Here is a 12,207-nt window from a genome sequence, read left to right as displayed (position 1 = left end):
GCCGGCATCCGGGACTGTGCGGTCAGTCTGCGGGGATGACGCGGACGATGCGTTCGAGGCCGGCGAAGTCGGCGACATTGTGCGTGACGATCGCGGCGCCGTGCGCCCGGGCGACCGCCGCGATCATCAGGTCGGCGATCCGGCCGCGCGGCGACCGGCCCGCTGCGTGCACCGCCTCCACGATGCGCCCGTAGTACATCGCCGCGACGTCGTCGAACGGGAGGCCGCTCCCGAACGCCTGCCGGATCTCCAGGACCTGGAGCTTACGGTCGGCGAGCATCGACGGATCGAGCCCGGGCGCCACGAGTCCCTGCTCGAGCTCGGCGTAGGAGACGGAGCAGATCGCGACATCGGTGATCCCCTCCGGGATGACGTACCCGCCGGTGATCAGGACGTTCGTGTCGAGCAGAGCCCTCACTGCCAGGGGTCTCGCAGATCCTGCTCGGCCCGCTGGTCCTGGAGCTCGCGTGCCCAATCCTCGTCGCCGCTGCGCTCGAGCAGCGCAGCGACCCGCTCGACCGGGACCCACGCCGACTCGACGTGGGGCACGACGTCGGCGACAGGACGACCATGATTGGTCACCACATAGCGCTCGCCGCCCTGGACGTCGGCGAGCATCTTCGTGGGGTTCTGCCGCAGCTGCCCGACGGTGATGCTGTGGTCATCGACGGTCGATATCATCCCCACACGATACCTCAGCTCGTAGACATTTATCTACGACGCTTCGAGGTCGCCCAGTCCTGCAGCGTTCCGGTGGCCGGGGATCCGCTCTCGCCCAGCCATGGCAGAACGGCGGTCGCGAACGTCGCACGCACCTGGCTCACGTCGTCCTCCACGGACTCCGCCGCCCAGATCACCTGCTCGCCCGCGTAGATCGAGTCGAGCAGGCGTACCAGCGGCTCCACCGGAGTGGTGGTCGCGAGCTCGCCGTCGGCCACCGCCTGCGCGAGCGCGGTGCGGGTGAGCTCGGTGAACTCGCGCGTGCGGCCGAACGCCGAGCGCGGGTCGGAGCCCGGATGCACCTGCCCCCAGAACGCCACGACCACGCGCGCCTCCTCGCGCGTCACCGCGGAGGTCGGCAGGATCTCCTCCGCGATCGCGAGCAGCGCCGCGAGCCCGCGGGCGTCCCCGGCGCGGGCGGCGATCCGCTCCAGCGTGCGCTCGACTCCCCGCTGGGCCGCTGCCTCCGCGATCTCCTCCACCGAGTCGAAGTAGTGCCACAGTGTGCCGGGCACCACGCCGAGGTCGGCCGCGACGGAGCGGCCGTGCGTCCCCGCGACGCCGGAGCGCGCGAGCACGCGCAGGTAGGCGTCCACGATGTCGCGGCGGCGCTGGTCGTGATCGACGATCTTCGGCACGCCCCCATCTTGCCCGACGCCCCGCCGCCAACGGAGGACATCCACCCGCTCCCACCTCGAATCTCCTCCACAACCCGCCCCACCCCGGCGCGCCACCTCGAATCTCCTCCGGTCCCCGCACCCCCTCTTCCCAATCCCGGTTTTTGACGCTACAGTCAATAACAATCGGGATCCACCGACGAAGGAGTTCTGGAATGTCCCTGACGATCGCCACCGCGACCTCCCACCCGCTCGCCGCGCTCACCGAGGCCGAGATCGACCGCGCCCGCGAGGTGTTCGCCGCGTCCGGCCTCGTGACCGAGCACACCCGGTTCACCTACGTGATGCTGCGCGAGCCGCACAAGCGCGACGTCCTCGACCCCGACCGCGCGCCCGGGCTGCACCGTGAGGTGGAGGCCCTGCTGCTCGACTTCTCGACCGGCGCCGTCACCCAGGCCGTCGCCGACATCACCGCGGGCGTCGTCGTCCACACCCGTGAGCTCGACCCCGTCACCGAGGGCACCGCGCCCGTCCTGGACGAGGAGTTCGCCCTCGTGGACGAGATCGTCAAGGCCGACGCCGGCTGGGTCGCCGCGCTCGCCAGGCGCGGCATCCACGACGTCAGCACCGTCCGCACCTGCCCGCTGACCGCCGGCCACTTCGACTACGACGACGAGGAGGGCCGCCGGATGTTCCGCGTGCTCGCCTTCGTCCAGCAGAGCGAGTCCGACCTCCCGTGGGCGCACCCGATCGACGGCGTGGTGGCGCACGTCGACACCCTCTCGCGCTCGGTCATCCGCCTGGTCGAGACCCCGGTCGACACCGTCCCGATGGAGTCGGGCGACTACCTCGACCCGGAGGTCACCGGCCTATTGCGCACCTCGCTCAAGCCGATCGAGATCACCCAGCCGGAGGGCGTCAGCTTCCAGTACCGGGACGGCGTGCTGAGCTGGGAGAACTGGGACCTCCGCGTCGGCTTCAACGCCCGCGAGGGCCTCACCCTCCACGACGTCGCCTTCACCTACCAGCAGGAGCGCCGCCCCATCCTGTACCGGGCCTCCATCTCGGAGATGGTCGTCAATTACGCCGACCCGACGCCCATCCACGGCTGGCAGAACTACTACGACGCCGGCGAGTACCAGTTCGGCCGCCTCGCGAACTCGCTGGAGCTCGGCTGCGACTGCCTCGGCGACATCTTCTACCTGGACGCCGTGGTCGCCGACGACTTCTGCCGCCCGCGCACCATCCGCAACGCGATCTGCATCCACGAGGAGGACTACGGCATCCTCTGGAAGCACACCGACGAGTTCACCCACACCTCCGAGGCCCGCCGCCAGCGCCGCCTGGTCGTCTCCTTCTTCACGACCGTCGGCAACTACGACTACGGCTTCTACTTCTACTTCTACCTGGACGGGACGTTCGAGGTGGAGGCCAAGGCCACGGGGATCGTCTTCACCGGCGCCCACGACGGCGGCGACGACCCGTACTCCACCCCGCTCGCACCGGGACTCGGCGCGCCCGTGCACCAGCACATGTTCTGCGCCCGGCTCGACATGACCGTGGACGGCGTGGCCAACTCTGTGGACGAGATCGACGTCGCCCGCGTGCCCGTCTCGGCGAGCAACCCGTGGGGGAGCGCGATCGGCCGGACCATCACCCGGCTGTCTGCGGAGTCCGACGCCGTGCGCGACGCCGACGGCTCGGTGGGCCGCGTGTGGTCGATCAGCAGCGCCTCCCGCCGCAACCGGGTCGGCCGCCCGACCAGCTACGTGCTGCACCCGTCGTCGGAGCCCGCACTGTTCACCGCGGACGAGGCGCACCAGCGGCGCCGCGCGGGGTTCGCTGCGCATCATCTCTGGGTCACGCAGTACGAGCCGTCGGAGCTGTGGGCGGCCGGCTACGCGGTGAACCTGCACCCGGGCGGCGCCGGCCTCCCCGCGTACGTCGCCCAGGACCGCCCCCTCGACGGCGAGGACATCGTCGTCTGGCACACGTTCGGCCTGACGCACTTCCCGCGCCTGGAGGACTGGCCGATCATGCCGGTCGACTACGCCGGGTTCACGCTCAAGCCGTACGGCTTCTTCGACCGGAACCCGACGCTGGACGTGCCGCGGTCGGCGTCGTCGTGCCACTCCACGGCTGCTTCGGCGTCCGCCTCCTGCGGCCCCGATTGCACCTGCGGCCACTGATGCTGCTCGACGTGGGCGCGCTCGGGGCCTCCACGGTCTCCGCGTGCTGCCTGCTGGGATCGCCGCGGCCGGTGCGGGTGTGGGTGTCGGCCGCGCTGATGGTGCTGGCGATGGCGGGCTGTGTGCTCGGGTCGTCCGTGCCCGGCGTCGGACTGGCCGCCATCGTGCTGTCGCTGGCGTCGGCCGGGTTCGCTCTGCAGCGGAGGTCGGGGAGGGTGCCGCCGATGAGCCTGCACCGGGCGCTGGGCGGGGTGACCATGGCGGCGCTGGTGGGGATGTCGCTGGGGATGTCGCGGGGAGGCGGCGCTGCGGTCTCGGCGCACGCGCACGGGGTGTCGCTCGGCGCGATCGTGGTCGCGTTCGTCGCGGGGTACCTCGCCTACAGTGCGTGGCTGCTCGTCACGATGGTGCGGGCTCGCCACGTCCCGCGCCCGGGTGCGCGACGGCTCCTGCAACTCGGCGAGGTCGCCGGGATGGCGGTCGGGGTCCTGCTGATGGCGGCGATGTAGGCGGGCTCAGCCCTCGCCCTGCCCGGCCTCCGCGATCGCCACCCGCAACTCGCGGGCGACATCCTCGAACGTCCGCCCCGACCCGACGGCCATGCCGGCGATGTAGGCCGTGAGCGGCGCCGCCGGCCGGGTCACGCCGTGGGCGGCATCCCGCGCGAGGTCGAGCAGTGCGGCCACGTCGCCCGGTTCGAGGCTGACCCCGAGCCGTCGCGCGGCTGCTCCGGCCCAGGCGTCGAGTTCCTGCGGTTCCATCAGGGTCGCTCCTTCACTCGTTCGAGGTCGTGCCGTTCGTCGATGTCGGCGACCGCGTCGCGGTGGGCGCGGACGATCGGGAGGCCGAGGTGGCCGATCAGAGCGCGGACCGGCCGGCCGGCCGTGCCCCCGCTGGCGTCGAGTTCGGCGAGCTGCGCCCGGAGCGCGGCGACCGGGACGCGCGCGATCAGCCACTGCGCGTTCCCGTCCTGGTCGGCGAGCACCCCCGACGCGATCGCGTGCAGCGCGGCGACGGCCCGGTCCGGCCGTGCGAGGTCGGCCGAGACGATGAGCGTCTCGGCGGCGGTCTCCGGAAGCGCTGCGACGCCCGCGGCGATCCCGGCGCACGGCCCGCCCCACCGCGGATACTCGGACACGGTCACCACCCCGCGCGGCACCGTCTCGTTGGTCGCCGACACCAGGACGACCGTCGCGCAGCCGCCCACGGCCTCCATCGTCCGCTGCAGCAGCGTGCGGCCGTCGACCTTCGCGAGCAGCTTGTCGCTGCCGAACCGCGACGAGCGGCCACCGGCGATGACGATGGCGGCGGGCGGCGGGGGAGGGAGGGCCACGGTGTTCAGCTTGGCACGGTCAGGGTGGGGGTGCGAGTCGTCGGGGCGCCTCGCTGGGAAACAATCTCGCCGAGGAGGGTCCCGATCGTCAGGCCGCGCACAGCTGGGAGGCTGGACGCATGCAGCGCGAGATCACAGGCCTCAGCTTCGACTCCGCCGGGATCGTGGTCGACCCGGCCACCCAGGTGGAGCTTCCGGTCCCAGCATTCAGCGATCCGGAATCGACGGTGGCCCGCGAGGCCAAGCGCCGGTCCGGCGAGTTGCGCACCGTTAGATTCTTTCCCGATCACGGCCACCGCTGGCCTCTCTGGGACTCGTCGGTCGGCTACACCGCCGTCCCCGAAGATTTCGGCCTGAGCGGCGCGCTCACTCGTGACCTTCGTCAGTGGTACGACGAGTGGGAGGCTGCGGTCGGCCCTGCGGAGCCGTGGAAGGATCCGGTCGCCGAGCGTGAATGGGAGGATCGTGGCGACGTCCTCGCTGCGAGGCTTGCTGCGGAGGTCTGGGATTTCGCGATCGTCTATGTCGCGCATCGCGCTTAGGCGAAGTTCGGGGTGACGCGAGTTCGCGTCACCCCGAACGGTCAGCAGACCGTCGAACGGGTTTCCAACCGTTCGGTACAGTTCGGGCATGTTCTATGGACTCACCGGTTGGCATGTGATGGTCGTGCTGTCGTTCTGGGTCGTGCCGTTCGTGCTGTGGCTGATCGCGCTGGCGCAGATCGCCAAGACGAGGGCGACCGCCGGGCCCGTGGTGGCGTGGGTGCTGATCGTGACGCTGGTCCCGGTGGTGGGTGCGATCCTGTGGTTCGCGATCGGGCGGCGGTCGCTGCGCGGAGGCAGTCCCGCAGATGGGGTTGCGCGCTAGCCGTTCACGCGGGGGATGAGGGCCTGGCTGACGTAGAACACCATCCACAGCACGAAGAACGCCGCGCCGATGCAGCCGAGGACGATGCCGGCCGTGGCCCGCCCCCGGCCGGAGTCGACGATCCCGGCTCGCTCCATCTCCGCGGCCGTCGTGCGCGACTGCACACCGAACACGATCGCGAGGATGGACGGCAGCGCGAACGGGTTGATGATGACGCAGATGATCCCCCAGACGAGCGCGCGGGTCGCCTTGCTGTTGCTCGGGGGGACGGCGACGACGTAGTGCGGGGTGGGCGCCGGCGAGTATGCCGAGTGCGACTGCATGGGGACGTAGCCTCCTGGGTCGCCGTACGAGCTCCCGGCCGCGGTCGTATCGGGCGCTGCGCCGTACCCGACGTGCGGGACCGGTTGATGCGGCGCGGTGTGCTCCGTCCAGGCGGTGCCGCTCCAATAGCGGACGATGCCAGAGGTGACGGGGTCGGCGTACCAGCCGGCGGGAGGGTTCATGGGGTGCCTTTCGTGTCGGTCGCGTGTTGGTGGGGAGGTCGCCGCTCGTCGTGATCTCGGCGGGCGGGATGCGAGCCGGCGCTGGAGTGCGGCGACGGCTCTGGGGAGGGCGTACTGGCCGGTGCGGAGCAGCGCGAGGGCGACGGCGACGAGTCCGCCGAACAGCATGAGCGGCCTCCACGCCGCATAGACGGAGGGCAACACGCATGCCAGTGGCGACCCGCAGGGTTGGTCGGCGACGCCCCGGATGATGAGGATCGCAGCGATGACGATGGTTGCGCCCAACCACGCGCGGAGCACGTCGCCGAGCCTCGGGCCGGAGGACGTGGCAGTGCGGCGCGGTGCGCCACCGGATCGAGCCCCCGTCGCAGCACGCCGGGTGGATGTCGGTGACCCCGAGCGCGACGCGTGCGCCTCCGACAGGCCTGCCCGCGCGACGAGCCGCTCGAACCGCTGCATCACCCGGAGCGTGTCCGCGGCCCGGGGGTCGACGTGCCAGGTCGTCGGTTCCTCGGCGGCGAGCTTGAGCAGTTCGATCTTGGTGGGGCTCAACTGGGCCGGCTGCGATCGGAGCCAGGCGACCAGTTGTCTGGCATCCTTCACGACGATCGGCCTGTTCTGAGTCGAGCGGCCGTCCTTGAGAGCCCTCGCGTTGAACACCGCGAGCACCGGCGTCACCGGCACAGGGAATCCGACGTGTCCGGCCAGCCGTCGGCTGACGTCCAGGGCATCGCTGCGGGCGATCTTCAGGTGCGAGGTGTTCGCGTTGTTGACCCGGAGCACGTGGTCGCCCACCCAGACCGAGGCGCCGGCGTGATGTTTCGTGTTGATCGCGAACACACCGCCTGGCCCGATGACGAGGTGATCGACGTCTTTCGTGTCCGCCCCGATCGGGACGGAGTGCCGGACGAACCATTCCGGGCCGAGGGCGCCGAGTAAGCTGCCGACCTCGATCTCGCCGAGGGCTCCCTGATACCAGGACCAGGCGTCGGGGTGGAGGCGAACGTGCTTGTCCGACCGGAGCGAGGGGTCGACGTCCTCCGCGTCGGCTTGGACCTGGAGGCACTTGAGCGCGACCGCATAGCCGGCGGGCCGGGTGGCGAGTGCGTTGATGCCGGCGAAGTCGACGCGCGGAGGGGTGCCGAGTGGTGACGCCGTTCCACGATCCTCCACGTCGACCTACTTGTAGAAGACGGCGACGCCGCCGTGGTGGGAGCATGCGCCCTGGTGATGGGCCGCGAAGGAGTAGGTGCCGTCATTGCACAGTGCCGTCGCGCCGTTGCCGGGGTCCTGCTGTGGAGCGGGGGCAGGAGCCGGCGCTGGGGCAGGGGCCGGCGCTGGAGCGGGCGCCGGAGCGGGAGCGGGGGCGGGGGCCGGTGCCGGCGCCTGGGTCGGTGTGGGTGTCGGTGCCGGCGGCGTGAACGTCGAGGACTGCGCCATCTGCCCGCCGCAGTCGGCGAGCACGCGCGTCATCGCGTCGTGCTCGGACTGGGTCACCCAGAGCCCGTAGGTGGCCTTGACCGAGATCTGCCGTGCGACGTACTCGCAGCGGAACGCCTTGTTCGCGGGTAGCCAGGTCGCCGCGTCGCCCGAGGACTTCTGCTCGTTGGAGTGGGCATCCACCGCGATCAGGTTCAGCGGGTCGTTCGCCAGGCTGATCCGTTGCGCCTGCGTGAGCTTCTGGGCCCCGGTCACCCAGGCGTTCTGCAGGGGGACGATGTGGTCGATCTGGACCAGCGCCGACGTCGTCGCACCACGGACGAACGGGATCTTCTGAGCCGTGTAGTGGTCAGCGAGGGTCCCGGAGAGGACGCGGCAGCCGCCCTGTTTGATGGTGTCGGTGAGGTCGCGGGCAAGGATGTCGTTCCGGGTGTCGCATCCGTTGTGGTCGACGTCGAGCCAGGCGGCGCCGAAGTCGGTGGTCCTGGCATACCCGGTGGAGGGCGACTTGCCCTTCACGGGAAGGGTGGCCAGCAGGTCCAGCGCGGTCGCGTCCGTGATGCGGGCATCGGCGATGGCGACTGTCGGGCCGGTGTCGGCGGCGACGACTGTGGCCGGGTCGAGCGGCTCGCCCTGGTGCGACGGGGTGGGAGACGGCTTCGGTGTTGCGGGTGTCAAGGTTGCGGAGTGCATCGGGGCGTCCGCATCCGCCAGCGCGGGCGGGTGGCCGGCTCCGAAGATGCTCGCGCCGGCAACGAGTGCGACAAGTGCGGCGCCCAGGATCGCACCGGCTGTTTTGCGGGACCGCGGCAGTAGGGCCCAGCCGCGGCGGCGCGTGACGACCGTGTAGAGGGCGGTGGGGCCGGCGAACAAGGACAACCAGACCAGGAAGGAACCGAAGCCTCCGCTGACGGCGGCTACCAAGAGGACGAACAGGACGATCGCGCCGACGACCCAGGTGCTCACGGGAATTTTGCGTTTCCTCTTCGGCGCATCCGGCCCGCTCTGGTTCACCGTGCCCGGTTCAGCGGTATGAGTGGACCATGCCGAGCCATCCCACCAGCGCAGTTCGGTCGGCTTCTCGGGATTCGGGTACCAGCCGGCGGGCGGCGAAGACGGATTGCTCACTGTGAGTCTTTCTCGGGTCGAGTGAGAGCAGACTACAGAGAAGCCGACCGTTCGGTATGGAATTGCCCCTGGACTGGGGTGAATGTGTGCTGGGAACCCTCCCAAATCGCCCCTCAGCGATATATCGTTGACTATCGTTACCGACTCACCACGATCCGTATCAGGAGGCACATCATGAGCGGAACTTTCACCGGTGGCGGCGGCTGGGGCAACATGAACGCCGACGGCCTCTTCCAGGCGTTCGACCAGCTGCGGTCGCAGTTCGAGAAGAAGGTCGGCACGCGGATGGGGCGGGGCGACGTCCGTAGCGCCGTGCTCGCGCTGCTCGCCGAGAAGCCCATGCACGGGTACCAGATCATCCGGGAGATCGAGGAGCGCAGCGGCGGGAGCTGGAAGCCGTCCGCCGGGTCCGTGTACCCGACGCTTCAGCTGCTTGCCGACGAGGGGCTCATCACGGCCGAGGAGTCCAATGGGCGCAAGACGTATGCGCTCACCGAGGAGGGCAAGGCCGCCGCCGAGGAGGCCGGGCCCGCGCCGTGGGCTCCGGAGGAGAAGAGCGACACGACCAGCATGCCGTGGGGTCCCGGCAACTGGAGCGGCGGGCACAACCCGTTCGACTCCGAGTTGCCGAAGGCCGGGATGGCGCTCGCGCAGGCCGCCGCCCAGGTACGGCGCACGGGCACGCCCGAGCAGGTGAAGGAGGCCGCCGCGGTCCTCGACGAGGCGCGGCGGAAGCTGTACTCGATCCTCGCCCAGGACGCCCAGGGCTGAGCGGGTGGCGGCGCCCGACGCGGCCGGATCAGGCGCGACGACGACACCGACGAACAACAGGACGGCAGTAGCGGGCTCCGGCAACACCCGGGCCCGCTACCGCCGCATCCTGCGGTTCGCCGCGGCCAACCTCATCCACATCTGGTGGTACGACCTCTTCCTTCCGCGCATCGGGCTCGGACGCTTCAGCGAGCGGGGGCGCACCAAGCGGCTCACCGCGTTCGCCCGCCGGTTCCACGACCTCGCCGTCGAGCTCGGCGGGCTGATGATCAAGGTCGGGCAGTTCATGTCGTCGCGGCTGGACGTCCTCCCTCCGGAGATCACGAAGGAGCTCGAAGGGCTGCAGGACGAGGTGCCCGCGGTGCCGTTCGACGCCATCCGGCGGCTCGCCGAGGCCGAGCTCGGGATGCCGCTGGAGCGCGTCTTCGACAGCATCGACCCCGTCCCCGTCGCGGCGGCGTCCCTCGGACAGGCGCACCGGGCGCGGCTCGCGGAGCAGGACAGGAGCGACACCGGGCTCGACACGGTCGTCGTCAAGGTGCAGCGGCCGGGAATCGACGCGATCGTGGATGTCGACCTGGCGGCGTTGCGGCGCGTGGGCGGCTGGCTGAAGCGGGTCCGCGTGGTGGCCGACCGGGTGGACATGCCGGCGCTAGTGGAGGAGTTCGCGGCGACGAGCCTGGAGGAGATCGACTACCTCCACGAGGCCAGGAGCGCGGCGCGGTTCGCGGAGGACTTCACCCACGACCCGCGCGTGGCGGTCCCGGAGGTCGTTTGGGAGCGGACCACCCGCCGCGTGCTCACGCTCGAAGACGTCACGGCGATCAAGATCACCGATGTGCTCGCGCTGCGCGCCGCGGGGATCGACCCGGCGCACGTGGCGCCGGTGTTCGCCTCCGTGATGTTCGACCAGCTCTTCACCAACGGGTTCTTCCACGCGGACCCGCACCCGGGCAACATCTTCGTCACGCCCGACCCCACGCTCGCCGCCGACGGGATGGACGCGACCACCGCGCACCCGTGGAAGCTGACGTTCATCGACTTCGGGATGATGGGGGAGGTCCCCGACGGCACGCGGCGCGGCCTCCGCAAGCTCCTCATCGCGGCGGCGGGGCGGGACGGCAAGGGGCTCGTGGACGCGATGCGCGACGTAGGGGTGCTGCTGCCGACCTCCGACACGTCCGAGCTGGAGCGGGCGATGACCCAGCTCTTCGCGCGGTTCGGCGGGATGGGGTTCGCGCAGCTGCGGGAGGTCGACCAGCGGGAGTTCCGCGACTTCGCCGTCCAGTTCGGCGACGTGATCCGGTCGCTGCCGTTCCAGCTGCCGGAGCACTTCCTCCTCATCGTGCGGGCGATGTCGCTGACGTCGGGGGTGAGCAGCGCGCTCGACCCGGAGTTCAACCTGTGGGACTCGATCGAGCCGTACGCGACGCAGCTGCTGCGCGACGAGAGCGGCAACATGGTGCAGGACGCGCTGAAGGAGGCCGCCTCCATCGCGGGCGTGGCCGTGCGGCTGCCGAAACGGCTCGACGGGATGGTCAACCGCATCGAGGAGGGCAACTTCTCGGTCAGGACGCCGGCGCTCGACCAACGGATCGGGCGGCTCGAACGCGTCACGCGGCGGCTGATCGCGGCGGTGCTGTTCAGCGCGTTCCTGGTCGCGGGGGCCGTGCTGCTGCCGACGGTGCAGGCGTTCGGGATCGTGCTGATGAGCGTGTCCGCGCTGCCCCTGATCTACGTGCTCGTCGGCGGCCGGAGGCGCTAGCCCGGACGGTCAGGCGAGTGCGCGTCAGGCGGTGGTGACCCAGTGGCGGGTGACGGCCTGGACGTGGGCGCCGTCCAGGTCCGAGAGCTTCACCGCGGCGAAGCGGTGCGCCGCCTCCGAGGTCTGCACGCGCGCGGGAGGCTCGGCCGCCGTCAGCGTCTCCACGATCACCGCGGCCACGCCCTCCGGGGTCTGCGCCGTGGCCGGGTCGAATGCGGCGGCGGTGCGGGCGAGGTAGGCGTGCAGCGCGCCCTCGTACGGCGTTCCCGCCACGGCCGGCGGCTCCTGCGCTTGCACGCTCGCGACGAACTCGGTCGTCACGGCGCCGGGCTCGACCACGCTCACACGGACGCCGACGGTCGCGGCGACCGGGGTCAGCGACTCCATGAAGCCCTCGACGGCGAACTTCGCGGCGCAGTACGCCTCGTTGAACGGCTGGCCCACCACGCCGCCGACGCTGGAGACCGTCACGACGCGGCCGCCGCTCTCCCGCAGCAGCGGCAGGGCTGCCTTGGTGACGGCGACGACGCCGAAGAAGTTGACCTCCATCACGGCGCGCACGTCGTCGACGGACTCCAACTCCACCGTCCCGAGGTGCCCGGAGCCCGCGTTGTTGAGGAGGGCGTCGAGGCGCCCGTAGGTCGACCGGATGTGGTCGAGGCAGGCCTCGATGGACGCAGGGGACGTCACATCCAGGGGCTGCAGGTCGAGGGTGACGCCGGCGGCGTCGGCCGCAGCCTGCAGCGCGGACGCCTTGCCGAGGTCGCGCATGGTCGCCACGACGGTGAACCCGTGGCGGGCGGCGGCGACCGCGGTCGCGAGGCCGATACCGGAGGACGTCCCGGTGACGAGGAGGATGGATTCGGTCACG

Annotated in this window: 14 protein-coding genes; 6 read left to right on the top strand and 8 right to left on the bottom strand. The window is 70.9% G+C overall.

The genetic code is table 11. The features are described from left to right. Window positions 1-22 precede the first annotated feature (22 nt). Genes ABCS02_RS15645 through ABCS02_RS15635 form a run of 3 tightly spaced genes read right to left on the bottom strand, consistent with a single transcriptional unit; the run spans window position 23 to window position 1,358 of the window. Window positions 23-418 (bottom strand): PIN domain-containing protein, encoded by a 396-nt coding sequence (locus ABCS02_RS15645; RefSeq protein WP_345836593.1) that lies wholly within the window; start codon window positions 416-418, stop codon window positions 23-25. Further along, entirely contained in the window at window positions 415-681 is a 267-nt protein-coding gene (locus tag ABCS02_RS15640) for a type II toxin-antitoxin system prevent-host-death family antitoxin (protein WP_345836592.1), read from the bottom strand. The genes ABCS02_RS15645 and ABCS02_RS15640 overlap by 4 nt, the downstream gene beginning before the upstream one ends. A 29-nt stretch (window positions 682-710) precedes the next feature. After that, window positions 711-1,358 carry a TetR/AcrR family transcriptional regulator gene (locus tag ABCS02_RS15635; RefSeq protein WP_345836591.1) on the bottom strand — a complete coding sequence of 216 codons (648 nt, stop codon included), beginning with the start codon at window positions 1,356-1,358 and terminating at the stop codon, window positions 711-713. 194 nt (window positions 1,359-1,552) lie between these two features. Here ABCS02_RS15635 and ABCS02_RS15630 point away from each other — a divergent pair, with 194 nt between their 5' ends. Both ABCS02_RS15630 and ABCS02_RS15625 read left to right on the top strand, forming a co-directional pair. Then, window positions 1,553-3,526 (top strand): primary-amine oxidase, encoded by a 1,974-nt coding sequence (locus ABCS02_RS15630; protein ID WP_345836590.1) that lies wholly within the window; start codon window positions 1,553-1,555, stop codon window positions 3,524-3,526. Then, window positions 3,526-4,035, top strand: coding sequence for a hypothetical protein (locus ABCS02_RS15625; protein ID WP_345836589.1), 510 nt, complete (start codon window positions 3,526-3,528; stop codon window positions 4,033-4,035). Before ABCS02_RS15630 ends, ABCS02_RS15625 begins: the two co-directional genes overlap by 1 nt. Window positions 4,036-4,041: 6 nt before the next feature. Here ABCS02_RS15625 and ABCS02_RS15620 read toward each other — a convergent pair whose 3' ends face one another. Both ABCS02_RS15620 and ABCS02_RS15615 read right to left on the bottom strand, forming a co-directional pair. After that, window positions 4,042-4,287, bottom strand: a complete 246-nt coding sequence (locus ABCS02_RS15620; RefSeq protein ID WP_345836588.1) for a DUF6457 domain-containing protein — start codon at window positions 4,285-4,287, stop codon at window positions 4,042-4,044. Beyond that, window positions 4,287-4,859 (bottom strand): NTP transferase domain-containing protein, encoded by a 573-nt coding sequence (locus ABCS02_RS15615; RefSeq protein ID WP_345836587.1) that lies wholly within the window; start codon window positions 4,857-4,859, stop codon window positions 4,287-4,289. The genes ABCS02_RS15620 and ABCS02_RS15615 overlap by 1 nt, the downstream gene beginning before the upstream one ends. Window positions 4,860-4,978: 119 nt before the next feature. Here ABCS02_RS15615 and ABCS02_RS15610 point away from each other — a divergent pair, with 119 nt between their 5' ends. Then, the gene (locus ABCS02_RS15610) at window positions 4,979-5,401 is read left to right on the top strand and encodes a hypothetical protein (RefSeq protein ID WP_345836586.1); all 423 of its coding nucleotides are present in this window, start codon (window positions 4,979-4,981) and stop codon (window positions 5,399-5,401) included. A gap of 88 nt (window positions 5,402-5,489) precedes the next feature. After that, the gene (locus ABCS02_RS15605; RefSeq protein WP_345836585.1) at window positions 5,490-5,726 is read left to right on the top strand and encodes a PLDc N-terminal domain-containing protein; all 237 of its coding nucleotides are present in this window, start codon (window positions 5,490-5,492) and stop codon (window positions 5,724-5,726) included. On the opposite strand, the gene ABCS02_RS15600 is transcribed toward ABCS02_RS15605, so the two are convergent. Both ABCS02_RS15600 and ABCS02_RS15595 read right to left on the bottom strand, forming a co-directional pair. Next, window positions 5,723-7,405, bottom strand: a complete 1,683-nt coding sequence (locus ABCS02_RS15600; protein ID WP_345836584.1) for a DUF2510 domain-containing protein — start codon at window positions 7,403-7,405, stop codon at window positions 5,723-5,725. The two genes, ABCS02_RS15605 and ABCS02_RS15600, sit on opposite strands and share 4 nt — an antisense overlap. 6 nt (window positions 7,406-7,411) lie before the next feature. After that, entirely contained in the window at window positions 7,412-8,638 is a 1,227-nt protein-coding gene (locus ABCS02_RS15595) for a DUF1524 domain-containing protein (RefSeq protein ID WP_345836583.1), read from the bottom strand. Window positions 8,639-8,974: 336 nt separating this feature from the next. Here ABCS02_RS15595 and ABCS02_RS15590 point away from each other — a divergent pair, with 336 nt between their 5' ends. Together ABCS02_RS15590 and ABCS02_RS15585 are read left to right on the top strand one after the other, a co-directional pair. After that, window positions 8,975-9,571, top strand: a complete 597-nt coding sequence (locus tag ABCS02_RS15590; RefSeq protein WP_345836582.1) for a PadR family transcriptional regulator — start codon at window positions 8,975-8,977, stop codon at window positions 9,569-9,571. Window positions 9,572-9,575: 4 nt separating this feature from the next. Continuing rightward, a complete protein-coding gene (locus ABCS02_RS15585) occupies window positions 9,576-11,336 on the top strand; it encodes an AarF/ABC1/UbiB kinase family protein (RefSeq protein ID WP_345836581.1) in 1,761 nt (586 codons plus the stop codon). A gap of 24 nt (window positions 11,337-11,360) precedes the next feature. On the opposite strand, the gene ABCS02_RS15580 is transcribed toward ABCS02_RS15585, so the two are convergent. Continuing rightward, entirely contained in the window at window positions 11,361-12,206 is an 846-nt protein-coding gene (locus ABCS02_RS15580; RefSeq protein WP_345836580.1) for an SDR family NAD(P)-dependent oxidoreductase, read from the bottom strand. Window position 12,207: the final 1 nt, after the last annotated feature.

The sequence above is a fragment of the Microbacterium sp. X-17 genome, from assembly GCF_039615055.1.
The sequence above is the reverse complement of the archived record's forward strand: the minus strand, read 5'-3'. Positions and strand labels throughout refer to the sequence as shown.

What these genes read in the sequence shown, in the direction of transcription:
- ABCS02_RS15640 (WP_345836592.1), bottom strand. Translation starts at nt 681, where the DNA reads ATGATATCGACCGTCGATGACCACAGCATCACCGTCGGGCAGCTGCGG.
- ABCS02_RS15630 (WP_345836590.1), top strand. Translation starts at nt 1,553, where the DNA reads ATGTCCCTGACGATCGCCACCGCGACCTCCCACCCGCTCGCCGCGCTC.
- ABCS02_RS15625 (WP_345836589.1), top strand. Translation starts at nt 3,526, where the DNA reads ATGCTGCTCGACGTGGGCGCGCTCGGGGCCTCCACGGTCTCCGCGTGC.
- ABCS02_RS15620 (WP_345836588.1), bottom strand. Translation starts at nt 4,287, where the DNA reads ATGGAACCGCAGGAACTCGACGCCTGGGCCGGAGCAGCCGCGCGACGG.
- ABCS02_RS15610 (WP_345836586.1), top strand. Translation starts at nt 4,979, where the DNA reads ATGCAGCGCGAGATCACAGGCCTCAGCTTCGACTCCGCCGGGATCGTG.
- ABCS02_RS15605 (WP_345836585.1), top strand. Translation starts at nt 5,490, where the DNA reads ATGTTCTATGGACTCACCGGTTGGCATGTGATGGTCGTGCTGTCGTTC.
- ABCS02_RS15590 (WP_345836582.1), top strand. Translation starts at nt 8,975, where the DNA reads ATGAGCGGAACTTTCACCGGTGGCGGCGGCTGGGGCAACATGAACGCC.